Origin of the sequence: Terriglobus saanensis SP1PR4, assembly GCF_000179915.2 — a bacterium.
In the GTDB taxonomy this organism is placed as follows: domain Bacteria; phylum Acidobacteriota; class Terriglobia; order Terriglobales; family Acidobacteriaceae; genus Terriglobus; species Terriglobus saanensis.
The window spans coordinates 1,935,174-1,959,354 of record NC_014963.1; the positions used below are offsets into that span (position 1 = coordinate 1,935,174).

Here is a 24,181-nt window from a genome sequence, read left to right on the forward strand (position 1 = left end):
GTTGAGCATCCGCCACACGCAGGTCCTGGAGAAAAGATGCGAAATACGGCGTACAAGTACCTGGCACTTTTGCTCTCTCCCGCGCTTTTGTTTGGTCAGACAGAGCGACTCACCATAGATGATCTACTCGGAGCTGGTGGGTTCGGACGAGGCGGAGAAGGTCTCCTCTCGCCGGACGGCAAGTATTTTGCTACACAGGAGCGTGGTCAGATTGCTCTGAAGCCTGTTGAGGGCGGACCCGCAAAGCTCATCACACATTCGCAGGAACCTAAATCGGAGTTGCAATGGTCCCACGATGGTGGACGCATCGCCTACATCAGCAAAGGAGATGTTTGGACTGTCGAGGTCAGTGGAGGGGACTTAAAACAACTGACACATGATCCCGCCGGACCCGGGGATCCCCGAGGCGCAACGGACCATCATCCCTTGTGGAATCCCAACGGCAAATGGATTCTCTACCAGTCCGGACGAAAAGGCTTCAACGAACTCTACGTGGTCGGCGACGATGGCAAGGAAGAGAAACTCCTTGCTGCGACGGAGATCTACGAAGGCGACGATGTGATCGCCAATACGGCACAGGATAAGGGCGATGCTGTCTCTTCCGATCGTTTCGATCCCAATCCATCATGGTCACCCGATGGCACACGAATCTCCTACACAGAGCGGTCGCGGCAGTTCTTCTCAGGAAAGCTGAAGGTGCTGGTGTTTGACCAGGCCACAGGAACTGCCGGGGCCTCGATCGATCTCTACACTGCGAAGAACGATCCCGGTGGTGCATGGGCAGTGAATACAGCCTCCTGGTCGCCCAACAGCAGCAAGCTTGCAGTCATTCTTCAGGAATCGGCCTGGGACAAAATCTGGCTCATCTCGTCGAAAGGCGGCAAGCCCCAGCAATTGACCAAAGGAACCGGGGAAGATGAAAATCCTGTCTACTCTCCGGACGGGAAGTGGATCGTCTTCACGTCGAATCGTGATCTCGCAGAGGAGCGTCATCTCTGGCTTATTCCAAGCTCTGGTGGAGCGCCTCGTCGGCTCACGCATCTGAGCGGCAACGAATCCGCACCGCAGTGGTCGCCAGACGGCACGAAGATTTACTTCTCCCGCAGCACAGCATTGCATGGACCGTCCAGCTACGTCGCGGAAACAGCCGCTACGGGGGAAGCTCATCCGTTGGAGCCAGTGAAAGATTCAAAGTATGAACATCTGGGGATCAATCCAGAGGTTGTTCATTTCAAGAGTAAAGATGGTTTGGTTTTAGTTGGCATTCTGTACAAGCCTTCGAACTTCCAGGTGGGAACAAGGTATCCCACGGTGATCTGGGCTCACGGCGGACCTGAAGGACAGGTGGGTCTCAGCCTGAGTCCCTGGTCACTTTTCCTGGCGCAGCAAGGATATGTTGTTCTGGAACCAAACTTCCGCGGAAGCACGGGATATGGCGAACGCTTCCGTAACAGCAACGTAGAAGATTCGGGCGGTGGAGAGATCGATGACATCGCTGCTTCGGTAAAGTATCTCGTAGACGCGGGGATCGCCGATTCGAAGCGAGTTGCTATCGGGGGCGGTAGTCATGGAGGCACTGTTGTAGCAAACGCTGTGACGAAACTTCCCGATACCTTCGCAGCAGGCATTGAGATGTTTGGCGTGGTCGACCGTGCTCTCTTCCTTCAGTACACCAATCGGAATTCGAAGATCCGCTGGGAGACAAAGATGGGCGGTCCTCCGGAAAAGAAGCCAGCCGTCTACCGTAAAGCAAATATTCTTCCTGATGTGACAAGGATCAAGACGCCTCTCCTCATTCTTCATGGCGAGCAGGATCCGCAGGTGCCTCCGCAGGAGTCGGCGGAGTTCGCGGCTGAGCTCAAGAAAGCGAATAAGGAATTTATCTACATCACATATCCGCACGAAGGCCACGGTTTCCAGCAACGTGAACACCGCCTGGACTCTTACGAGCGGCAGTTGGCCTTCCTCGATAAGTATCTAAAACCTTAGACCGAAATAATCGAAGGCCGCATCTTCTCTGGGTGGGTGCGGCTCCAACTGGAGCCACAATGAATCTCTTTCGTGGATACACCGCTACGATGCTGCTCGTAACGACATCCGCACTTTTTGCACAACAGCGGCCCGCGAGCGGAGGCTATGATCCTGGCATCCGTCCTACAACTCCTGCAACCCTTCGACAAGAAAAGGAGGCGGAGGATGCGTGGTTTGGTCATCTTAAAGTGCTTGCGGGAGACGAGCTCAAAGGCCGTCTCACAGGGACGCCTGATTTTATTCATGCTGTGGAGTACGTCGAGTCGCAGTTCAAGGCGATTGGTTTGAAACCAGCAGGGAAGGATGGATTTAGACAGGCCGTCGGTTTTCGAACAGTTACAACAGACGTCGACCATTCCAGTTTCCAACTGGCGCGCGGAGGAGATGTACAGGCTCTGAAGTTAGGCACGGAAGTTGTACTGAACCCACACGTCCAGGATTCAAATCCTGTTGAGGCGTCGACTGTCTTTGCGGGCTATGGATTTGCCGTACCAAGTCAGGGCTTCGATGATCTGCAGGGAGTTGATCTGCATGGCAAGATTGCCATTGTCTTCGCAGGATCGCCACCTTCCGTGCATGGGCCCCTGAAGGCTTACTTTCGCACTCCAGCCGAGCGCTGGAAGGCGCTGAAGGGCGCAGGAGCGATCGGCCTTATTACTATTCCCGAGCCCCGACAGCTTCAAGGCGGTCCGCAACGTGCCTTGACTGGCGTTCGTCCGTTCACACTTCTCACAGACCCGGAACTCGATGCTCTAAGTGGACTACGTCTCAGCGCCACTCTTCCTATCGCATCCGCTCAGGTACTGTTCGCAGGCTCGGCTCATTCTCTGGACGAATTGCTATCTCTTGCCAAAAATGGCCAGCCTCTGCCGAAGTTTCCCCTCGCGGTGAGCGTTCGCGCCACAACGGCAACGCATGAGCTATCCAGGTTTGAGGCACCCAATGTCGTCGCTTTACTTGAAGGAAGTGATCGAAAGCTCAAGCACGAATATGTCGTGCTCAGCGCACATCTCGACCATCTTGGCGTGGGGAGGGCGGTGGACGGCGATTCGATCTACAACGGGGCGATGGACAATGCTGCTGGCGTGGCCTCACTTCTCGAAACAGCAAAGGCGTTGGCAAAAGGCTCTCAACCAAAGCGATCGATCCTCTTTCTTGCTCTGACAGGAGAAGAAGAAGGCGAACTTGGTTCTCAATTCTTCGCGCGCTACCCCACCGTGCCGCGTAAACAGATCGTCGCGGAACTCAACATGGATATGTATCTCCCAATTTTTCCTCTTCGCTTCCTTGAGGTGCAGGGACTAGGAGAATCAACCCTGGGGAATGATGCCCGCGCCGCGGCACAACTCAACGACATCGAGGTTCAATTTGATAAGCAGCCAGACGAAAACCGTTTCATCCGTTCAGACCAGGCAAGTTTCGTAAAGTATGGGATCCCTGCTTTAGCCTTTAAATTCGGCTGGCTTCCCGACACTCCGGAGCAGAAGGCCTTCAATGATTGGATCAAAAATCGTTACCACCGCCCGAGCGACGACTTAGAGCAGCCGATTGATAAAGCCGCCGCAGTGCAATTCGACCACGTCCTGCTCACCTTGATCACGCGGGTTGCAAACGCCACCGCGAAGCCTGGTTGGTATCCGGAGAGCTTCTTCAGCACCATACCCAGAAGCTGATCTGGGTTTCAGAGAGGCCGATCCAGCACTCCCGAACTCTCCGGATTTTCTAGAAATGGGTGCTTGCGAGAGGCCGAAGCATCGAATAGAACACAGAGTGGAGGATGTATTGTGACAACCCAGTTGGAAGCTTCGATTTCGGAGAAAGCTCCTCGCAATTCAGGTGCGCCTCTCGCCTTTCTATATGAACATCCACAGTGGTTCAACCCTATCTTCTCCGAGTTGGAGCACCGAGGAGTTGCGTTCGACAGGATATTCATCCCAGATCACTTCTACGAAATTGGGAAAGAGCAGCCAACCTTCAAGGTGCTCTTCAATCGCATGAGTCCATCTGCGAACAGCCGGGATCATGGATCCGGGATCTTTCACACTCTTGCTTATCTTGAGCACCTCGAACTCCACGGAGTCCGAGTTCTCAATGGAGTGAAGGCATTTCGTTATGAGATCTCGAAAGCGGCGCAGCATTCCTTGCTTCAATCCCTTGGAATTCGATTTCTTCCGTCTCGCGTGATTCATCGTGCAAGCCAGGCAGTTGCCGCAGCAGAGGGCCTGCGATATCCGGTTGTCGTTAAAGCAAATATCGGGGGTAGTGGTAAGGGCATTGTTCGTTTTGACACCAAGGAGCAGCTTAAAGCTGCTGTAGATGCTGGGGAGCTGGATCTTGGTTACGACAGTATCGCGTTGGTGCAGGAGTTTATACCGGCCAGGGGCGGGCTGATCACCCGGGTGGAGACGCTGGGAGGTAAATATCTTTACGGAATTCAGGTCTATCTCAGCGGACAGACGTTCGATCTCTGCCCCGCGGATATCTGCCAGACCTCCAAGGGGGAAAGCCTCAACAATGCATGCGTCATCGAGGCATCGAAGGCGGGTTTGAAAGTGGAAGGGTACACGCCACCTGCAGAGGTCATCCATACGATTGAGCGCATCGTTCAAGCGGCCGGTATCGATGTGGGCGGAATCGAGTACATCGTCGATGATCGAGACGGTGAGATCTATTACTACGACATCAACGCCTTATCGAACTTTGTTGCGGATGCCCAGCGCGTCATAGGCTTCAACCCGTTCGAGAGCCTTGCCGACTTCCTGGAAGAACAGGTGCGAAGTGTCCGCTAAGAAGGGGATCCGCTATGGCTACTGGATGCCTGTCTTTGGTGGCTGGCTGCGCAATGTCGAGGATGAGCAAATGGAGGCCAGTTGGGAGTACACCCGCAAGCTCGCCCAGCGTAGCGAGGATCTGGGTTTCGACCTGTCTTTGATTGCAGAACTCAATCTCAACGACATAAAAGGGACAGATGCTCCCAGTCTCGATGCCTGGTCTACCGCAGCCGCATTGGCGGCCGTCACATCGACGTTGGAACTGATGGTGGCCGTCCGTCCGACCTTCCATTCGCCCGCGCTTTTTGCGAAGCAAGCAGCCAACATCGATCGCATCAGCAATGGCCGTCTGGCGCTCAATGTAGTTTCCTCCTGGTGGGAGCAGGAAGCGCTTATGTACGGCGTAGATTTTGAGCGGCATGACGACCGGTATGGACGCACGGCAGAGTGGTTGGAGGTCGTCAATGGTGCATGGACTGAAAAGGTCTATAGCCACAGCGGACGATACTACAAGACCGAAAACACCGTCCTGGAGCCCAAACCAATTCGGACGCCGAGGCCGCCCATCTATGCGGGAGGCGAATCCGAGGCTGCGAAAAACCTGATCGCGCAACGATGCGATGCGTATGTCATGCATGGCGACTCACCACAGCACGTTGCCACCAAGATCGCTGATATGCGCGACCGAAGGGACCGCTTTGGACTTCCCCCTATGCAATTTGGATTGGCCGGCTATGCCTTCATTCGAAACACCGAGAATGAAGTGAAACGCGAGCTTGAGCGCATTACCGACGTCAAGCAGAATGCCAAAGGCTATGAGAACTATCAGCAGTGGCTCCAGGGAACACAGTTAGAGCAGACGATGTCAATCCAGGAATACTCGGTCTCGAATCGCGGCTTGCGATCGGGGCTGATTGGAACTCCAGAGCAAGTTCAGGATCAAATCAGCAGATTTGAAGAGGCAGGAGTCAATCTTCTGCTGCTGCAATTCAGCCCTCAACTCGAAGAGATGGAACGGTTCAGTCAAAGCGTGATTCGCGCGGGGACAGGTCAGTGAGCTTGCGGTTTGCGTCGGGATTGGCTTCCACTTCAAAAGAAAATATCTTGGATTAGGCTTCCGTTCGCCGTGCCTCGGCCCACATCCGGCAGGCGCAACGTTTGTAGAAGCGGTCGGAAGCTTTGCTACAGTCCTTCAAATGCCGCCGATAGAACGTCAACATAATGCATCTATCGAACGTGTACCGTACACGGCATTTCAAGGATTCCGTAAATGATTGAAAATAATAAATTTAAGTATGGTGGAGGCGGTGGGAGTCGAACTGCTCTAAGCGGCTGATAACACGTAAGTTGCTGATGGTAGGTCTGACTGGAAGCCTAGAAATGCCACGATTTACAGGTCTGCTGTACAAACGTTGTACAAAGAATGGAGATTGCCACGAAAGCCAGCCAGCGGTAGCGCGTTCCATCCCCGGTGCTTCGACGCATGCAAAAAGGTGCGTTTGGTCGACGCACCTTTGAATGAGTAAATTTATGCTTTTCTCGGCTGGGCTTAGGACTGATTTTTTTAGGCTAGGCCTTGGAGCCGTCTATGAACCCGTTGCGCAACGCGTTCGGGAATCCGCATCGTTGTGTATCTCCGCTTTTGACGCGTTTCTTCGTGGGCGATTTTGAGGACACCAGGCTCTTTTCTGAACAACCTCCGAATTGTGTTCTCGCTGAAGCCCCACAGCTTCGATAACTCTCCCACGGAACAATGGCGTTCCAAGGACACCGCGCCAGATTTAGGGGTAGCAGGCGTATGAAGAGGTGGCTGGGGAACTGCTTCGAGTGTCCCTTGGGGCCAAGCTGCAGTCTCGCCGCGTGTCGACGTAACCTCTCTGGTACGAATTGGTTCAACGCTTGCCACAGTTATAGAACATCTCCAGATGGTGGAATGACGACATCGATAGACGTCGTGAAGTGTTCCTAGCCTCTCCGGAGAGGAGGTTGGTGTCCAATACTTTTCATCTATCGGGTGATAACTGCGAGTTATCGGGGTGCTGGAAATGGCACCACGACAGAACGACGGAAAAGTAAATTTGGCCAAACCCATGATTTTCATTGCGACCGATAACTCCGACTGCCAAGATTTCCTCAGGGGACGATCGAGCGTCCCGAATCGAGTGAGGTGTTGCTTCTACGGGACTTGAGCAGTGCATGATTGGGCCGAATTTCGTCACTTCCGCTATCTGCTTGCCATCCTGGAGAAGCAGGGTTTTCGCAGTGCAGCCGAGCATCTTCACACTTCGCAGCCCAACCTCACCGTGCAGGCACGGCAATTCCGGGAAAACTCTTCGGTAAAGCTCTATCGCAAACTTAAAGACGGCCGGATCCGGCCGACTGAGACAGGCACCGCATTTATCGAATTGGCACGCTCTCTTCTCCAGATGCGCGACGAAGTGATCGACGTACTCATTGCGATCGAACGAGGAGAGGTCTCACAGGTTCGTCTCGGATCCAGCCCCCTCGTCGATCAAGAGCTGTTTCGCTCTTTTTGCTCCATGCACAAGACCATCCTGCCCACGGCTTTAGTTCGGCCTACCCATGGCGATACGCTGCAACTTGCCGAAGAAATTTTGGTAGGAACAGTCGATGCGGCTGTGGTCACGCTCCCGCTCAAGGAACCGGATCTGCACATCGAAGAACTCCGCCGTGATCGGCTTGTGGTTTGTCTGCGCAAAGACAATCCACTCGCGTCTAAGGTTGCATTGAAGCCCTCGGATCATCGCGCCGTCGCTTGCGGAAGCAGAGCGCGGAGGCGCTCGTCAAATCCCGTCAAGAGTCAGGTGCCTTCCTCTCGGCTGAGGATCTAGTTTCACGTGTTCCTGTTCTCAACCGGAAGGAGCTCACGATTCTCGCTCGGGTGGGTGCCCTGAACAGGCTTGATGGAATCGAGCATCGTCGCGATGCGCTTTGGCAGATCGAGCGGGCGGGGAAAATGGAAGGACCTCTGCTCAGAGAGAAGAGTCACATCCTACAAGAGGAGACCTTGAGCCTACCCCTTCAGCAAATGACCACCGAAGAGCGGCTCATCTCTGACTATGCTGGAACAGGCCTAACAATTGGAAAGCATCCCATGGCGTATCGAAGAGATGCACTCCGGAGGCTGCGTGTCTCTTCTGCCGAAGAGCTTAAGACCCTGAGGGATGGAGACTATGTGAAGACCGCAGGTATGGTCATCGCGCGGCAGCGCCCTGGAACAGCAATGGGCTTCATCTTCCTTTCGATGGAAGATGAAACCGGTATTGCTAATGTGATCGTCACGACCGATCTCTACGAGCGTGAGCGTCTGGTCGTCACGCGGGCGAAGTTCATTCAGGCTGAAGGTTTGTTGCAAAATCAGGACGGTGTCATTCATGTGAAAGCCGTGAGTTTGAAACTGGTGTCCGATCAGGCTCTTGAGGTGCGTTCCCATGACTTCCACTAATCAAGATCCGCACATCGGCGGCTACCGTAACGAAGTGGACCATCAGAAACTCGGTCCAGCTCTAGTGATCGCCTCCAGCCTTGTCCTTGCAATCCGTACAGCGCGATGGAGCCCTACGCACAGCGATGGTCTCTCGAATGTCGAATGGGACAAAGAGGTTGAGCACAGCATTCGAATCGCAAAGGTTGTCTTATCCCAATTGACGGGACGCAGTCCCGAGCTCTTCCAAACCACCAAGGTTCCTTGGTATGTTGCGTCGGACGAAGATGTGCCGAAATGAAATAGCGTCGCAGCATCGAGCAATGCCGACCGGCGGGTTGCGAGCCAGCTCGAGATGTTGATGAATGCACGGTCTCATTGAAGTGGAGCCGGCCGGGCGCAGCAACAGTGGGATTCTACAGGTAAAGGAAGAACGACAGTCTCTCAGCGGTCAGCTTTTGGAGGGCTCGGTGTGCCAAATACTGCGATCAAATGTTTGCCATATTTTTTGAAAACTACACGCGACATCAGAGCTAGTCGTGATCCCTCAGCTCTCAGGCAGAGCTGGGGGTTCAACGTATGGACGTAGGTTTGCACCGCGCAATGCCTCACGCGCGGAGAAACGCTTTACAAGCATCTCTATAGCTGCCGGTTCAAGCTGTTTCTGCAGCTCGTTGACGAGCGAGAGATTGAATTCCAAAAGGTTCGTCACGTATTCTCGCGTCTCAGCATCCCCATCTTGGCGACTACCGATGTCCGCCAGGTCATCAAGTCGACCTATGAAGCGCCAGAGAGTCAGCGCAGACTCGTCTCTTGCAGCTTCGACCGAAGAACCTATCTCTTGATCGAGTTTGGCGACGAAATTCTTAAGATTAGAGGCAATGGTTTCTAGCCGCAGTCCACGGGATTCTGAAAGGATGATCTCACCAGGAGATGGAATCTTCCTGTCCAGTGTTCGCAGCCTGGCGAAGGCTTCACCACCAAGGAACTCCTTCAAAGACGCTACTTCGTACTGTGCCTTCAGGCGGAAGACGTCAAGGCCAAGCCCATCCCCAGGTGGCAAGGGACTCGACTTCGTACTGCCAAACAACTTCTTCAGTCTGCTTATCACACGTGATTTATACACTTTCCCCTTGGTGTAGCGATCATTTTGCTGTCACTGTTGGCAGTTCATCCCATCTAGTAGTCCGCCGAGGCGAGCGGAAGTCTGTTGCTTTGAGAACTATTTGGGTTCTTCCGTACATTTGGTGAAGGACGTTCCTGCTGGGTCGATGTTCGCATAGAGCTCTGTTTTCAAGCCTTCTGGAGGACGCGCAGTCTTAGCAGATCGAAGCTGGCGCGTCCGTACATCTGCCGTTTGAGCAGCTTGAGCCGATGGACCTGTCCCTCTACCGGGCGTGTTGCTCCACGGCAGATGCAAGGCGGCTTCGACGGCGTCCCGATCGCGTGTGATCCCGGAGACGAAGCGGCTTAGGGCGGTGTGTTGGGCATCTTCAAGCCACTTGGGCCACACGGCAAGATCGCGACAGCGAACGATACGGAAGAATTCCTTTCCGAGATGCGCGAGCTGGGCGATTTCGGGAGAGGCGCGATAGAGCTCGTCGAGATAGGGCTTTGCGGAAGCTGTTTCCTTTAGGATCAGCCATGCCGTATGACGTGGTGATGCATGCACGATGGGCTTTACGCGCTTGTTCAACGAATTCTGCTTGGCATGCCCTTGATGTTTCCGAAGCCAGTGCCAGACACTGCTGAGCTGGCCGCGATAGCCGTGCTGTCTTAGTTCTCGCCAGAGCTGGCTGACGTTACGGCAGCCCTGGAGCAGGCGTTGGTCGAGATAGCTGCCATAGGCGTCTACCGAGTGTGGGTACCCTTCATGGCATAGCCTGGTTTTGACGAGGTGACGAGCAGGTCGCCGGGCTTGATCGGACCGTTTTCGGTGCTGACCTTGGTTGGGACGATGCCAGTCATAGCCATCGGCACTTCTTCCTTCATGTGCGCTCTAGCAGTGAATTGACGTCTGCCTACGATTCCCGGCTTGGTGGAATAGATACCGGTGACGGTGGTGGAATACGGCACAGATGACCTGAGGAAGTTGCCTTCGATGGCGGGATCAGTCACCAGCACATCACCGGGTTCGTAGTTTTCATGGTCGCCAGAGACGTTGACCGATTCGGCGTAGTCACCCCCCGAGAGGACGCCATTCCATGCGGTGCTCTGGATCGTACCGTCCGGATAAGTCATCGATGCTCCGCTGCCAGCGGTCAACTTTACGCTCCCGTTGACTTCAAATGCCGCAGTAGGCGTCGTCGTGCGGATGCCGATATTGCCGGAAGCGCTCAGCCAGAGTGCCGCATTACCGGCCCTTGTTGTTGCGTCGACATCCATACCCAACCCGAGGGAAGTAGTTGTCCAGTCGGAACCTGTAGAGCTACGATAACCATAGATCCCAAGATGCTCTTCGTTAGTTGCTCCAAAACCGAAACTCGCTAATTTGAGTTCGCTTCCTGCTGCCGATCCAAGGAGCCCAGCATGTGTAGATAGTATTGGCGAATTGGCGGAGTTATTAAAAAATCCTCCTATAGAAAGTAGACTCGTTGACGTGAACGTGCCTATTCCGACCTTGCCGCCTGCGTTCAAGAGCAGTTGCTGTGATGTACCGCTTGACGTGACCGCTACTATCCGAGCGTCGGACGAAGGAGTCTGAAAGAATATCTGACTCCCACCGCTTCGCTGGGTATGTATGTCACCAACAATATCCAGTGCGGTTGCGGGGTTCGTCGTGCCAATCCCGACGTTACCGCTGGCGGGGAACGTGTTCTGCGCTAAGGCAACTGTCGTAAAGAGCAGAGACCAAAACAAGTGGTGCAGTCTAACGCGCATTGGAGATCCTCAAAGAGATTCTTGTGATTCAGCTGTCGAGCTTATGACGGGACATACAAACTGACGCATTAAATAAGCGGACGAATTCTGTAATGGTTCCCAAATGGGGAATCCTTATGGTGCTGCTGCGCCAAAGTTTAAAAAACGGAACGAAAAATTTCCTTTGGCTCTTTGCGAAAACCCATCGCGCACTTCGCTTCCCGAAGTCGGCGCTGACCACGGGAACCAAACGCTTGATCAGTAGACACGCCCTCGCGCGTAAACACGTTCTTGAAGCTCACAGTCATGTTGCTATTGCAACGTGACTCCGATCTCGATAACGCCAGTGCCCACATCGAGATGGCCGAGTGCCTTACCGATCACGGCGCCGAGCATCTGACTGCGATCAGTGCCTTTCATGGCGTATCCGGGCCGCGAAGATGTAACCAACAAGTCCCCTGGATGGATCGGCCCGTTCTCTGCACTTACCTTGGTCGGCACTATGCCGATCATTGCCATCGGGACTTCGTCTTTCATGTAAGACAGGTCCGTCTTCTGCCTGCGACCACGAGCTCCAGGTTTCGTTGAATAGATCCCCATCACAGCGGTGGAATAGACTTGCGAGGATAAAACAAAGCCGCCCTCGACCTTTGGATTGATCAAACCACACGCATGGAGACCAGGCTTCAGCAGGAACAGGCGCAGGCGCTTGCCCGTCAGCAGCAGGAGCAGGCATTGAAGCAGCAGCAGGAACAGACGAAGACCAAAGAGCCGGAGATTGAGCGCGAGCGCTCCCGTGGGTTTGGCATAGGAAGGTAGCACCATGAGAGACGATGAGCTGTTAGCGATCTACGGAGCCACCCGCCAGCTGGCAGAGGGCATGACGGCGCGGGACGCGGAGCTGAAGCAAAGCACGGCTGCGCTTGAAGCCACGATCGCTCAGGTGCGGCAGTTGCCGGCCATGCTGGGCCAGCAGACCAGCAAGTACATCGCCGCCGGCATCCGGGAGGTCGTGCAGGAGGACTTCAAGCAGCCCATCGAGAAGGCTGTCGAGGGGCCGATCCGGTCGATTGAGGTGGCGGCTTACCATGCGCGGGAGGCGGTCGAGCAGATTAAGCGGGAGGCCCGTTTCCAGACCTGGACCGTGTTCGCCTTCATTCTTGCTCTTGGCATGGCTCTGGGCGGCGGCGGGGCTTACTTTTTCTTTGCCCGGCAGGTAGCGGCGTTGAACGACCGCTTCGACTACTTGCAGCATCTTCTCCTTGCGCTCACACCTGCTACAGCGGACACCCATGCGCCGCCGAAGCCGACCGGGAAGAAGCCTAGGCAGCACTAAAGGCAGGCTATGGATTTGACGCGCAAGCGCTTGGAACGAGCATAGAGCGCTCGTCCCACAAACCCACAGCCTCGACGACGGAGTTTTACGATGAGCCAGGAAGAGATCAGTAATCAAAGGATGATGCTTGAGGTAGTACATCTACAGCGGCTTCGGGCGGCTCTGCTGGTCGATCTAAACCGTGCTTACCCCAAACGGTTAGACAGCCCATCGCTGGCCGCGTTGAATTCGGAGCATGGTCAGCGGCGCATTGTTCGAGAGCTTTGCTACTTGAAAGAGCTGCGGTTCGTGAGTGTCAAGCAGGGTAAACGGTGGCGCATTGCCGCTCTAGGTAGAGACTTCCTGCTCGGTTTGGTTGAAGCAAATGGCATCATGCAGCCGTCGATGCTCCCCTCTATAGTGGCTTATTATGCCTATTCAAATGGCTTTTTCAGTTTAGAGCTGCTGGACTTTGTATCGAGGTATCTTTTGGATTCCATCGATAGGTGAAAGACAACACATTAGCTGGGGAGAGGCGGTCCTACAATGTAGCAGCCGTAGCTTGCTGCAACTTCCAGAATTTTACTTGCCGGGCTATTGCGAATGGTTTCGATGCATCTCTCGAAACCGCCGGGCGTGAGGGTAACAAGCAGGCGGCTGGGCTGATCAGAGATATTCTTCCAGGCATGCGGCGTTTCACGAGGGGCTGTAAAGCTAGCGCCAGCTTCAGCCTCAAAGGTCTTTTCTCCGATCAGAAACCGGTACCTGCCGGCGAGAACAATAAAGTGCTCTTCCTCATTCTGATGGAGGTGTGCAGGTACACCGCAGCCAGGATCTGCAATGGACTCCACGACAGCATATGCGCCATTTGTCTGCGCGCTGGAAAGGCGTACTGCAATGCGTTCTCCGGTAGTTCCTTCATGCCATGGTCCCTCATCGTTCATCTTCAGAGAAGCGCTGTTTGGTGGAGGCGGTATTTTCTCGGGCATTCATTGTTCCTTTTCTTGTTTTCCGGTGCCGCAGCTATTCTATGGAATGCGGCTATGAGGTTACGTCACTCTTGAATCAAAGAGGCTTTCCGCAAATAAAGATCCGTTTTGTTGAAGCTCTATTTTAGGTCAAAGTAAATCCTTGGTTCATCTAGTCTGTGGTTTGAGGAATTATTTGGGCTCTGGCTCACTTTTGGTGAAGCAGATACGTGAGCTTGCGAACGCGTATCCAAGCGTCGAAGTTAGGTGGAGTGGAGGACGCGCAGCCTGAGTAGATCGAAGCTGGCGCGTCCGTACATCTGCCGCTTAATCAGCTTCAGCCGGTGGATCTGTCCTTCCACAATGCCGTTGCTCCATGGAAGCTGGAGTGCAGCGTCGACGGCGTTGCGATCTCGTTCGAGACGGCGCGCGAACGATGCTAGGGGCGAGTGTGCAGCGGCCTCAAGCCATTGTGGCCACGCCACAGCATCGCGGTTGCGGATCATTTCGAAGAAGCCTCTCGCTGTACGGCCGAGCGATTCCAGCTCGGAAGAATCTCTATAGAGTGCCTTCAGGAAGCGATGTCTTCGAGGATCGGCTTTCAGCATCAGCCAGGCGACATGCTCAAGGCAGAGAGGCGGTCTTCTCTTTATGGGTGGTGTCATTCCGGATGTTCGCAAGGATACGAAGCGACGCTGTAGCCAGCGCAATACGCCGGAGATATTTCCTCGGAAGCCCTGCTGCCTGATCTCGCGCCAGAGTTGTGAGGCGTTGGTGCAGCCTTCCGCAAAACGCCTCTCGAGATAAGGTCCGAACGCATCGACGTGGCTTGGGAAGACCCGGTGCTTGCGCTCTGGAAAGACTCCGGTTGCGGTCCATCGCTGTACGGTTCGCAAGCTGACACCGACGGCTGCTGCGGCTTCAGACTGGCTTTTGCCACGAGCGATTAGCTCGGTCATCTGCTGGTAGAGCTCAAGGCGGCCCTTCCTCTTCTGCTGTGTCCTCTGCGATGCGAGCGTTTGCGGATCTTCTGGACCAGAACTACGGACGAGCTGGGTTTCTGGAGGAGCTTCGAGGCGACCGCGGACTTCTCTCACCGTTCCACGATGACGCTCAAGCGACCGGAGCAGCGTATCTACAAGGTTGTTCAGCAGGTGCCATCGGTCCGCAACTTGTACGGCGTTCGGAGCACCCTTACGGATAGCGTCCGCGAAGGGACCTGCCCGATCCCGGCTCACAACTTGCACGCTCGGATGCTGACGGAGCCATGCTGCTACGGTCTCTGAGTCGCGGGTTGGAAGCAGATCGATGACGCGGCCCTGCTCTAGATCGCACAGCATCGTTCCATAGCGATGGCCCTTCTCCGGGCCCACTCATCGATCCCGAGAACCCTTGGTGCCGACGGTGCAGATGAAGGCGCCCGTCTGCGAAGCTCATGAAGAAGTGTCGTTCTGCTCGCGAGCAAGCCCAGCTTGCGGGCGAGTCTTGCACCGGCCCGGCCACCGAGCGCGAGGGTGACCCAGCTAAGAGCTTCGCTGGCGCGGTCGCTCCGCCGTGCATAACGGCTTACGGTCCCAGGGAGTGGTTCGGTGAAGATGCGGCGCGTGCAGCGCCCGTCCACACAGAAAAACTTGCGGGCTCGAAGAGAAATCTGCACCGGGATACCTTCCCACGGCAGGTCTGCGAGCGTACGCCAGTAGCGACTGTGCACCCGGGATGAGCGGCTGCCGCAGCCTGGACAGAAAGAGACGGCTTGGCAAGCACGGAGTTCCACATGGATCAAGCCGGCCTTCGGGCGAAGGCAGATCAGATCAACCTCTGCACTGCTAGGGATCAGCGTTCCTCGGTTCATGCCTCTACATCTACACCCGCAACCGCCTCGTCACCAAAAGCGTGCCAGAACCCAAATAATCTGATCAGAATGCGACACGGATTGTGAAAAACAACAGCGGACAGCGACGCTGCAATACCTGCCCGTAAAGACGCTGAGGCATCGTGCGGTGGTGATGACGTTCTATGCGACCGGCATGGGCCAGGCCCACCGTGCCGACTGTCCGACACGGTGGGCTCCTACGTGATCGAAGGTTGGTCTGCTATCCGGCCATACACGCTAATAAAGGTAAGGGGCGGAATGTAACAGAACAGGTGGAACTATGATCGGCAATCGAGCCCGACTGAAGGTCGGGAACTTTTCGGTCGTGGTGCTAAAATTCGACGGCTTTCGCCACGATCTGGGAACCGATGTCTACAGCCTTCGTGATCGCATCGATCACCTTGGCGACATCTCCTAGATGATCGATGGTGGTCTTAAGACTCGTCTCTTCTGTATTGAGCTGGATGACGAGCTCCATGATCTCAGGGTTGTCGTCATGAAGATTCTTCTTCACGGCGGTCCAGTAGTTTGTCCGGCTCTGAGCTATTTGTGTACGCAGCAGATCCAACTGATTTGTCGTCGCTCCCTGCTCTGTCAACGCGCTGAGGCTACCTCTCAGTAAGAAAAATTGATTTTCAAGTGCCTCTATGGACTGACTCATTACGTTCTCCTTTAGATGAGGGATGCAGACCATGACTGAGCCCAATCTTCGACGAGCTTCAGCGAGAAGGGAGCTCCGCGAAGAGACATTGGCTTTTCGGTAGCTACTAGGTGTACACGTGAACTCATTTCGCGAAGTGATGCAAGCATCGCAGCTGAGGCAGACTCGTCCTTTTTCATAGCCTCGTCCGTTGCGTGCTGGAGCCGGGAGAGTGCCAATGTCTTCAATGAAGATTGCATTGACAGACTTGGAGGTAGGGCTCTGAGATCGAACGGTTTCAGCGCAGGAGCGAGCATTGGACTTGGATCGACGGCATTCGATTTAAGGAGATCCTGAGCGATTTGGCTAGCTTCGCGATCATGGGTTCGTGCGATGGAATCATAAGTTGGCTTTTCCTTCTCGAACAGGTCTGCGACAGCTTTTAGTGTTTCGTCGATGGCACGAGCCGCTTTTTTCTCTTCATGCTGCTGTACGATTTGCAGCAGAAAGTTTCCTGCTTTTCCGACCGCGTCAGGAACCGATGAGCCGCCTGGGAGAGCTTGAACTGCGATCAACTCATTACCTAGCTGCGTTGCCGAAGCTTGCACGTCAGACGCCGCCTTAGAATTTGAAAGCGTGGACATCGCGGACGCTAGTCTCGCAAGCGCGTCCGCCAGCTCTTTTCGCTTTTGAAGTTCTTCCCGCGTCGACTCAGAGAGCTTTCGATCATCATCTCCAAATGGGATTCCGGAGATTGCCCCGTCCAGCTCATAAAGAGAGATCGTGCCAGCGAGCCTCGCATCCAGCGCTGAATAATAGTCGTTCAACGCGTTTGCGGTGGATGTCATTTGTTGCGAGGCAGCAATTGCGTCATCTGACACCTTGCAGGCCACAAGCGAACTGATTAGCCCGCTGCAAATGAGGGTTATGCAAAACTTCCTTGCTCGGGTCATCGTCGATTCTCCGTTCTTTGGGCAACTCACTCAATACCGGGTCTGACATGGGAACTAGTTTTGTCGCACACGCGACAAGCTTTGCTTTGGCCTGAAGCAAGTTCATACTCAGGATCCAAGCAGGGCAGTCATTGTCCTCAACGGTCGTCCACCGCATGATGGAGACATCAAAGGGACTTGTCAATTCTTTTGTAAGCAGATTGGGGAAGACGTCACCGAAGCCGTGTTCCAAGAGATCACAATACAGATCGATGTAGGTCCCTATCCTGACACAAGGGAACCCATCGATGACCTGCTGGTCGTGCTCATGGAAAGTGGGCTGAACGTTGCTAATGGGAAATGCAGTTTGCTTCCAACTGCATGTTGAACCCGGATGAAACTGAGCACAGTCTTTCTCCTCGGCAAATTGACCCTTTGTCGCTGCAGTGCGGACAGCCGGGATGATCGCAAGGTCCTCGATGTCGGCATAGTGCTGTGGAGCGTCGTCGGATAATAGGCGAGACGTTAGAAGCTGGTGAACAATGCACTAACTACAAGGCCACCCACTTTGGCCTTTTGGCGACGGCGCTAATTTCCTCTAGCGCCATCCCATATCTCGCGCTATGATTCGTTGCCGGCCCCCGTGACTCCATCTCCTCCGCAGAAGTTGAGCCCCCGTCATGCCAATAACTATTACTCTCCTAGCAAAAACCTTAGACGGTTTCGCTGCCGTCGATACCTCCATGACACTCGACATTGTTCAGACCGTCCCTCTCCAGCAGACGATTTTGCACCAGGTCGTCCCCAACTTCACGGGCGAGTACATCGTCGAACTCGAAGATCCCGACACCTTCCCCATGTGGACGGTCACCCTCTCCCTCTCCCGCTATGACGCCGGCCCCGGCTTCACCTTCATGCCGCGCGGCAACCCCAATCCCAGCCACACCTTCCACGTCGCACGCCTGCCCTCAAGGTGGGAGTCTGTCTTCTCTTCTTTGGGCGAACTTCCCGCTGACCGCTTCGATCCTTTCAAGAAGGTCCTCTCCGTCAGCAAGACCGTCGATGTGAAGAACGGTCCCATCATAGGCGACCTCCAGGCCGCCTATGATACCCTCGCCGGCACTCAGCAAATCCTCGCCAAGGCCGCCCTACTCAACCTCTTCGCCGTCCTGACCGATGAGGTCGACCCTATAGCCATGATCCCCTGGTATAGCTACGTGCGCAAGGTTGTCCGCATCGACCAGGAGCGCTTCCTCGCCGAGGTCGACCCCGCCCTCTTTGAAAACGTCCAAACCATCCTCAACGAACTCACCAGCACCTACGCCGCCCAGGGCTTCTTTACCGAGCCCGCCGCCGATCTGCCCCTCCATATCCCCAACATCCCCACCGCTTACCACAGCGACCAGAATCTCAGGCAGATCATCACCGTGAAGAAGGACTACGAACAGGGAAACCTACAGCTCACCCTCTCCTTCCTCGTCGTCGACGGCGTCGCCGTCCACCTGCTCGACTGTGACATGGATGAGCATCGCAACATCATCCTGCACAGCTTCGACATCCTCGCCCACCTCGTCAACGGCGGCACCAACCCCATCGCCATGCATGAATACATCGTGGAAGACTCCGCCCAGCAATCCCCCACCCGCCTCTCCACCATCAACCTCGGTTACACCCTCGTATGACCCGCATTCTCACCCTACTCCTGTCCATCGCACTCCTCACCATGACACTGCCCGCCATTGGCCAGCAGTGCATTCACCCTCCAGACGATCTCATTCCTGCTGTCGGCTCCTCCCCTACGGCATCTCCAATGGTCGTCGTCGCCTTTGGCACTTCGCTCATGTGGGGCGACGGCCTGCTGGAACAGAACACCTTTCGTTATCGCACCGCCCAGTGGCTCGCCACGTACTCCCTCCGTCCCGTCCGTCTCGCCACCTACGCTCACTCCGCCGCGGTCCTGGCAGCGCAACTCGGTGCCTCGTATCCAGTCAACCCCGTTCCAGACATCGGAGACCTCAATTACTCCCTCCCCTCCGTCGACGACCAGATCGCCTGCGCCGCTAGGGCCCCGGGTCTCGCGCACCCTGACCTCATCCTCGTCGAAGGCTGCATCAACGACGTTGGCGCTGAATCCATAGCACTTCCCTGGACCCAGCCCGGCCTGCTCAAGAGCGAGACCGAGGCTGCCTGCGGCCCCGCCATGTTGAAAGAGCTCCAGAAGATAGACGCCAGCTTCCCCAACACCGCAGTCGTCGTCGCCGGCTACTATCCACTCGTCTCAAAGAAGTCCACCGTCTTCGGCTTCTTCGGTCTCTCCGGCACCCGCCGCGCCGTCAACCGTGCCAAGCGTATTCGCGATCAAAAAGCACTCACCCGACAGAAGACTATTACCCCACCTCAACCGAAAACCTCCATGAGCCATCTCCAGGAGCATGACAGCATGGCCGACAACTCGGAGCTCTTCTACCAGACCTCAAAGAAAGCTCTGAAAGAAGACATCCAACAAGTCAACGCTTCCGCTTCCTCACCGCGCTTCTTCTATGCTCAGCTGCCCGAAGGTAACTACGGCTACCCCGATCCCACCGTCAACCCCAACTTAGCCTACGGGGCACCCAACCGCCATCTGTGGATGATCTCCTTCCGCTTCTTCCACCTCTTTGCCTTCTACAAGGACCAGAAGTACTGGTATCGCGTCCCCCTCTGCGATGACCCACGCAACGTTCCCGATCTTCTCGAACGGCCTATTTGCGAGACCAGCCCCGCCTTCCATCCCAATGGCTCGGGCTCCCAGGTCTACACCGACAGCATCATTCAGTCCATTCCGAGTGCCATTAAGGACACCTGGAAGCATTGACCTGATTCACCTCGGCCCTGAAGCGGCCGAAATGGTTCACGAAGCACGACGGCGCGCCCACAACTCTATCTTCTGAACCGCTGGCCACAACACGCTTTCCTACCGTTCGGATCTCCGGCGTCCTCGCCCCAGCAAGGCTCCTGTGCGCAGCTCTGAGCAGGCTTCCTTCGCTGTATCCTCGGACAACTCCTAGATCATCACCCCACTAAGATTGTGCTCAACGACGAACGCTCCCTTGGCCTCCCCGCTGATCGGGTCATAGAACGTCCAGAAGGCGTCGCCATCAAGAGCCAAGGTGTCTATAGCGCAGAGACGTGGAGATCTTGGGGACTAGCCTCCGACTGGTCGGCTGAGCAATCCAGCCTTTGGGGAGGTCGCAAGGTCGGCTCTGGTGAAGCCGCTTTTAAGTGTCCGCTTGGCGACGATTTTGGCGCGGGCGTTCATGAGCGGATTCCACGCTTTTTCTAGAACAGCCGAGGTAAGATTCTTAGCGGAATCCTCTTCAAATTCTGCCGCAGGTCAGACGAGATGCAAGATGCATTTAAGGCCGCATGGAATAATCGGGCGCTTGGATATGTGTTGCTCGGCGTAACAGCGCTGTCTGCGATGTACATGCTTTGGAAGGTACCGAGCCCAGGGGTCGCGGTTGCTGTGCTTGGTGTCGCTTCAGGAATTATCGCAATCAGAGAGTTATCGGCGATTGAGCGTGTCGTATGGGTATTTGTCTTATCGTGCTTACTCTATGCGGAACTGCATGCCATCCGTACTGATCGAAATACGCAGGACCAGAAGCATGCTGCAGAAGTCAAAGTGCAGACTTCGGAATTCGAAGAACAACAGAAGCAATTCAAAACAATACTCGACACCGAAAACGCGGAATTCAAGGACACCAAAGATCGCATCAGCAGAGCCCTCGACGCCGCAGAAGAGACGTTAATCCAGACTGCTCCACGAGCAGATTTGCAAATTGGGCCAATACTTATTTATCCAAAGGACCCAACGCCAGAACAAACTGCATCCGACCCTAAATCGCTCAGCTTGAGGCGGACGTTTACAATCACTATCGATTGGGCTAACAGGGGGACTGATGAAGCACGTCGATTGAAAATTCTTTCGAACGCGTATCTTGTGCCGGAATTGGAAGGGCTGTCGCCAGTCTCGGCGAAGGATAGCTTTAATCGAGATTGGCAGAACTTTTTCAGAGCAGAAAAGAAGCCGGACCGCGCGAGTCAGATTGCGACTACAGGGGTCTACTATGACAGGATGGTTTCAGGCGATCCTCATACAGAGCAGTACACAAGACCTTGGGGACCAAACGATATATACAACGACCTAATCGATGCGCGTAGTAAAGCAGTGATTCACCGTCGGATGTTCATCCTCGTTCGCTTCGATTATTACGACAAAACTGGACACTGGCGTGAGGATATCTGTAGACGCATTAAAGGTGAGATGACCTCGCAATCAAGTCATTGGGATTCCTGCGACATTATGCAAAATGCTCGCTACCGGATTGGGGCGCCTCTTGGTGTAAGAGAAGCGAAAAAGCTAGGAAAGCATGAAGTAGGGCAACAGCCAGGTTTCCCGTAAAGCAATCCCATTGCATGTAAGCAAACAGTCTTGAATGTGCCCATTAAAGTTTGGGCCCCGGAGAAGTCCATCGTTCCCTGGGCGTGCGCAACGCTTGCTAACGATAGTGCGACAATCCGCGCGCATATCCAAGACCAAGGCGCAAGGAGAGACTTTGGTCTTTTTCATGCTCGATTGTGCACGGCCAATCGGAGACCTGCACATCGATGGGTTTGATACGAAGGCCGTGTCGTTGCGCGTCTTTGACGAGGACGGCGGGCATGTAAAAACCCATGGGCTGGTTGTTGAGGATGGCGCAGGTGAAAGCAGCGAGGTACTTCACTTTGAAGTATGCGGAGGCATACGCAATCAGAGCGAAGCTCGCAGCATGCGATTCGGGAAAGCCATACAACGCAAAGGAACTGATGTTCTTCTGCGTCGCAGTGTCGAGTCCGTTCGCTGTCATGCCAGCCTTCAGTTTTCCTTCGAGATTCTTCATCCGCTCCCAGGAGCGCCGCATATCCTGATCAAGTGAAACGCTCCATCGACGGGGTGCGCTAACAACCTGCGTGAAGTCGGATCGACCAGAATCAGTCGGTACTCCACCTCTTCGAGATGCGTTGACGTTGTCATGATGCTTCCAGTCTGTTCAACGAGACAACAGTTTGTGTTCTTTGAGAGAAGCAAGGAAATCACTCACATCGTGTGCAACGACTTCTCGCGGTGCGCCAGTCTCTTCGACAAGGCTCGCCACGATGGCCTCTTCGCTCTCGCCTTGTTCCAGTGCCTGCCAGACATATCCGCCGGTAGTGTTCAAGGTCGAGATGGTTCCTTGCTGCGTATCGAGGATTGCGGCACCGTCCTCATTCGCGACAGTCCGAAGATGAGCCTTGTCGTTTGCCATAAACACTCCGCAGCCTTGGACGATCAATGCGCAACCGGCTGTGAAGGTGAGCTTCGTCTTCCTTCTTGCATCGTGCAAGCGAAAACGGGCAATTGGCCAAACTTACTTCGCCGTCGCAGCAGAAGGATTTGCGAGCGCAATGTGGGGAATTTCTAGTGCGTTTTTTTCACACACTTTCGGCCAAAGGTACTTTCAGGCTTAAGACTTCGCCACAACCTAAACGGGTACCACCACGCCGCAGACCCGTCGCAGTTGGGAAAGTTCGCTTATGCCGAACACGACCTTTTCACACTCGCCGCCTGTCCCGCTCAGCAAGGCTAAGCTGCTTCCGTCCCGATCCAGATATCCGAACATATGCTCCAATCCACGGCGCATGGCGTAGAGAGGTCGTGACCAGCCTCGCTTGTTCCAGTCGCTCCGTACGTCGGGTAGACCAGAAAGCTCTTCCAGGAGCACCCACGAGCCAGGTCGGAGATTCGGTTGAAAGCCAGTTACTGTCTTCTCCTCACCCATGCGCACTACTCGTTCTTCGAGAAGGCTCGGTTGCGGAAACTTCAAAGCGAACAACGCCGCATACTCTCCAATTTCTTTGCGCCTTGCGTCCCATACCTCAGAGGGCATTGGAGCGAGAGCCTTGGCGCGCAACGACGCCAGATCGGAAAAGTTTCGTGCGCGTAACATCGCGTCCAGGGAAAAATGACCCGCATCGTGGAGCGCGTAGCCTCCGGTTCTCAACGTATCGCTATAGGTTGCAAAGTGCTCGATACTCATCTGAATCAGAGCATCGGCGTGCGGTTCGGAGCTCGTATTGCTGCGGTAGCGACGCCTCGTTCTCTCGCTGACCTTTGAGTGGAGTCTCGCCTGAAGTAACTCCTGGACATAGCGTTTCTGTTCACTCGACCGCACGAACCTCCTATGCTTCGTTGCAAACAACTTCCCACGAGAACGGTGTTCCCACGGAAGGATGAGCTCTGCGCTGCCGTCATACGCCCAGATCCCGCGTAAGCAGCGATACTCCTGCATCGGCAACCCCACCGCGAAGGCGCGCACACGTCCCGCGATTCGCACCGACCCGGGATACAGAAACTCCTCCGTTCCGAAGTAGGAATGGTCTGCAGTGAGCAATTGCAATTTGCCCCGCGTGGCCACACAGCGGCTACAGCGATATCCGTTGCGAAACTGGAGCAGGTAGATCGAGCGTGGGTTGGGTCGGATCCGCTCCTCATCCGCAACTGGATCTACAAGTGCCATGGAACCCGGAGGAAGACTGGACCCCAGACTGTCTTCGGTTCCTACGTGGAGATAGAAGGTGCCGGGATGATGCCATCTTGGACGGTTTAGCGCACGGATCGGGACCGCACTCTGCCAGCTTCGCACCAGCGTGTGCAGTGTAGCGTTTTGTGAAAACGCCTCGGCGGGGGCTAACTCCAACGGCAGTTGTACCGGATAATCCCGATTGAAGATGTACGATTCCACGATGTGGGTACGCCCACCGTTGAGGTAGAGGTCATACTCTCGGATGGCATCAAGCGAATAGCCAAACAGACGATAGCCCCCCTCTTTCGTGAGCAGACACAGTGTCTCCAAATCTTCCAGCATCTGCACCATAGCGCGGTCGCGCGTGTGCCGTAGATTCGTGATGAGGTCTTTGATCCATTGCTCGCGCCGCTCGCGGACGCGTTGTTCGCGCTCATTGGCCGGTGGAATCTGCCTTAGAAGGCCGCGAATGTGTTCCACGCGCTCGATGATTTCATCGTAGTCGGCAGGTCGATACATGGCGAAGCCTTCTCCTCTTGGTACTCAGCGTCGGAGTTGCGAATTCGCACAAAGCGGAGCCAGACCCTACCAACGTTCGACAACGGGCTTTCCGGAAAAACTCTGGCCCAGAACCGTGCAAATCGTATGCTTGCGTGCAAGTGCAGACGCATAACGATTCCTTAAAGACGCTTTCTTTTACTTGGATTTCGTATAGCTATTCCGGTGTTTTCCCAATCTGGAACGACTTGATGATTGAAATAAG

24 protein-coding genes and 1 pseudogene are annotated in these 24,181 nt (G+C 54.9%); 12 read left to right on the forward strand and 13 right to left on the reverse strand.

What is annotated here, in order from left to right; all coding sequences use genetic code 11:
- Positions 1-36: 36 nt before the first annotated feature.
- The 7 genes from ACIPR4_RS07945 (at position 37) to ACIPR4_RS07975 (ending at position 8,548) form a co-directional block, all read left to right on the forward strand.
- On the forward strand, positions 37-1,989 hold the full coding sequence (locus tag ACIPR4_RS07945; protein ID WP_013568145.1) for an alpha/beta hydrolase family protein: 1,953 nt from the start codon (positions 37-39) through the stop codon (positions 1,987-1,989).
- Between the two features lie 59 nt (positions 1,990-2,048).
- The gene (locus ACIPR4_RS07950; RefSeq protein WP_013568146.1) at positions 2,049-3,704 is read left to right on the forward strand and encodes a M28 family peptidase; all 1,656 of its coding nucleotides are present in this window, start codon (positions 2,049-2,051) and stop codon (positions 3,702-3,704) included.
- A gap of 111 nt (positions 3,705-3,815) precedes the next feature.
- Positions 3,816-4,820 carry an ATP-grasp domain-containing protein gene (locus ACIPR4_RS07955; RefSeq protein ID WP_013568147.1) on the forward strand — a complete coding sequence of 335 codons (1,005 nt, stop codon included), beginning with the start codon at positions 3,816-3,818 and terminating at the stop codon, positions 4,818-4,820.
- Entirely contained in the window at positions 4,810-5,859 is a 1,050-nt protein-coding gene (locus tag ACIPR4_RS07960; RefSeq protein ID WP_013568148.1) for an LLM class flavin-dependent oxidoreductase, read from the forward strand. Before ACIPR4_RS07955 ends, ACIPR4_RS07960 begins: the two co-directional genes overlap by 11 nt.
- 1,135 nt (positions 5,860-6,994) lie before the next feature.
- Positions 6,995-7,654 (forward strand): LysR family transcriptional regulator, encoded by a 660-nt coding sequence (locus tag ACIPR4_RS07965; RefSeq protein WP_049780804.1) that lies wholly within the window; start codon positions 6,995-6,997, stop codon positions 7,652-7,654.
- A complete protein-coding gene (locus tag ACIPR4_RS22080; RefSeq protein ID WP_245536487.1) occupies positions 7,579-8,268 on the forward strand; it encodes a helix-hairpin-helix domain-containing protein in 690 nt (229 codons plus the stop codon). Before ACIPR4_RS07965 ends, ACIPR4_RS22080 begins: the two co-directional genes overlap by 76 nt.
- Positions 8,255-8,548, forward strand: a complete 294-nt coding sequence (locus ACIPR4_RS07975; RefSeq protein ID WP_013568150.1) for a hypothetical protein — start codon at positions 8,255-8,257, stop codon at positions 8,546-8,548. The genes ACIPR4_RS22080 and ACIPR4_RS07975 overlap by 14 nt, the downstream gene beginning before the upstream one ends.
- A 246-nt stretch (positions 8,549-8,794) precedes the next feature.
- Here the strand turns inward: ACIPR4_RS07975 and ACIPR4_RS07980 are convergent, their stop codons facing one another.
- The 5 genes from ACIPR4_RS07980 to ACIPR4_RS21565 form a co-directional block, all read right to left on the reverse strand.
- On the reverse strand, positions 8,795-9,244 hold the full coding sequence (locus ACIPR4_RS07980; protein WP_144312356.1) for a hypothetical protein: 450 nt from the start codon (positions 9,242-9,244) through the stop codon (positions 8,795-8,797).
- A gap of 148 nt (positions 9,245-9,392) precedes the next feature.
- Entirely contained in the window at positions 9,393-9,491 is a 99-nt protein-coding gene (locus ACIPR4_RS23615; RefSeq protein WP_144312357.1) for a DUF4113 domain-containing protein, read from the reverse strand.
- The gene (locus ACIPR4_RS22910; RefSeq protein ID WP_041585984.1) at positions 9,470-9,943 is read right to left on the reverse strand and encodes a transposase; all 474 of its coding nucleotides are present in this window, start codon (positions 9,941-9,943) and stop codon (positions 9,470-9,472) included. Before ACIPR4_RS22910 ends, ACIPR4_RS23615 begins: the two co-directional genes overlap by 22 nt.
- Before the next feature lie 155 nt (positions 9,944-10,098).
- A complete protein-coding gene (locus ACIPR4_RS07990) occupies positions 10,099-10,632 on the reverse strand; it encodes a hypothetical protein (protein WP_041585985.1) in 534 nt (177 codons plus the stop codon).
- Positions 10,633-11,418: 786 nt separating this feature from the next.
- A complete protein-coding gene (locus ACIPR4_RS21565) occupies positions 11,419-11,931 on the reverse strand; it encodes a hypothetical protein (RefSeq protein ID WP_049780805.1) in 513 nt (170 codons plus the stop codon).
- Between ACIPR4_RS21565 and ACIPR4_RS08000 the strand changes: the two genes are divergently transcribed.
- Positions 11,930-12,442: a hypothetical protein gene (locus ACIPR4_RS08000; protein WP_013568155.1), complete on the forward strand. Its 513-nt coding sequence runs from the start codon at positions 11,930-11,932 to the stop codon at positions 12,440-12,442. The genes ACIPR4_RS21565 and ACIPR4_RS08000 overlap by 2 nt on opposite strands.
- 90 nt (positions 12,443-12,532) lie before the next feature.
- On the forward strand, positions 12,533-12,931 hold the full coding sequence (locus ACIPR4_RS08005; RefSeq protein WP_013568156.1) for a hypothetical protein: 399 nt from the start codon (positions 12,533-12,535) through the stop codon (positions 12,929-12,931).
- 11 nt (positions 12,932-12,942) lie between these two features.
- Here ACIPR4_RS08005 and ACIPR4_RS08010 read toward each other — a convergent pair whose 3' ends face one another.
- The 5 genes from ACIPR4_RS08010 to ACIPR4_RS08025 all read right to left on the reverse strand — a co-directional run bounded on the left by ACIPR4_RS08010 (position 12,943) and on the right by ACIPR4_RS08025 (position 16,855).
- On the reverse strand, positions 12,943-13,410 hold the full coding sequence (locus tag ACIPR4_RS08010; RefSeq protein ID WP_013568157.1) for a cupin domain-containing protein: 468 nt from the start codon (positions 13,408-13,410) through the stop codon (positions 12,943-12,945).
- 242 nt (positions 13,411-13,652) lie between these two features.
- Positions 13,653-14,729 carry an ISL3 family transposase gene (locus tag ACIPR4_RS08015; protein ID WP_049780806.1) on the reverse strand — a complete coding sequence of 359 codons (1,077 nt, stop codon included), beginning with the start codon at positions 14,727-14,729 and terminating at the stop codon, positions 13,653-13,655.
- Positions 14,714-15,241, reverse strand: coding sequence for a transposase family protein (locus ACIPR4_RS23390; protein ID WP_342612436.1), 528 nt, complete (start codon positions 15,239-15,241; stop codon positions 14,714-14,716). Before ACIPR4_RS23390 ends, ACIPR4_RS08015 begins: the two co-directional genes overlap by 16 nt.
- Positions 15,242-15,593: 352 nt before the next feature.
- Positions 15,594-15,923 carry a hypothetical protein gene (locus tag ACIPR4_RS08020; protein WP_013568158.1) on the reverse strand — a complete coding sequence of 110 codons (330 nt, stop codon included), beginning with the start codon at positions 15,921-15,923 and terminating at the stop codon, positions 15,594-15,596.
- 11 nt (positions 15,924-15,934) lie between these two features.
- Positions 15,935-16,855 carry a lipoprotein gene (locus ACIPR4_RS08025; protein ID WP_013568159.1) on the reverse strand — a complete coding sequence of 307 codons (921 nt, stop codon included), beginning with the start codon at positions 16,853-16,855 and terminating at the stop codon, positions 15,935-15,937.
- Between the two features lie 722 nt (positions 16,856-17,577).
- On the opposite strand from ACIPR4_RS08025, the gene ACIPR4_RS08030 reads away from it, so the two are divergent.
- The 3 genes from ACIPR4_RS08030 (at position 17,578) to ACIPR4_RS22470 (ending at position 21,278) form a co-directional block, all read left to right on the forward strand.
- On the forward strand, positions 17,578-18,516 hold the full coding sequence (locus ACIPR4_RS08030) for a hypothetical protein (protein WP_041585986.1): 939 nt from the start codon (positions 17,578-17,580) through the stop codon (positions 18,514-18,516).
- Positions 18,513-19,688 carry a hypothetical protein gene (locus ACIPR4_RS08035; RefSeq protein ID WP_013568161.1) on the forward strand — a complete coding sequence of 392 codons (1,176 nt, stop codon included), beginning with the start codon at positions 18,513-18,515 and terminating at the stop codon, positions 19,686-19,688. Before ACIPR4_RS08030 ends, ACIPR4_RS08035 begins: the two co-directional genes overlap by 4 nt.
- A gap of 528 nt (positions 19,689-20,216) precedes the next feature.
- Positions 20,217-21,278, forward strand: a complete 1,062-nt coding sequence (locus ACIPR4_RS22470; RefSeq protein ID WP_013568162.1) for a hypothetical protein — start codon at positions 20,217-20,219, stop codon at positions 21,276-21,278.
- A 112-nt stretch (positions 21,279-21,390) separates the two neighbouring features.
- Here ACIPR4_RS22470 and ACIPR4_RS08045 read toward each other — a convergent pair.
- The 3 genes and pseudogenes from ACIPR4_RS08045 to ACIPR4_RS22695 form a co-directional block, all read right to left on the reverse strand.
- Positions 21,391-21,777, reverse strand: a pseudogene (locus ACIPR4_RS08045) (error-prone DNA polymerase); the annotation flags it as partial.
- A 129-nt stretch (positions 21,778-21,906) separates the two neighbouring features.
- Positions 21,907-22,161 carry a PqqD family protein gene (locus ACIPR4_RS08050; RefSeq protein ID WP_013568163.1) on the reverse strand — a complete coding sequence of 85 codons (255 nt, stop codon included), beginning with the start codon at positions 22,159-22,161 and terminating at the stop codon, positions 21,907-21,909.
- Positions 22,162-22,377: 216 nt separating this feature from the next.
- Positions 22,378-23,937: a hypothetical protein gene (locus ACIPR4_RS22695; RefSeq protein ID WP_013568164.1), complete on the reverse strand. Its 1,560-nt coding sequence runs from the start codon at positions 23,935-23,937 to the stop codon at positions 22,378-22,380.
- Between the last annotated feature and the right edge of the window lie 244 nt (positions 23,938-24,181).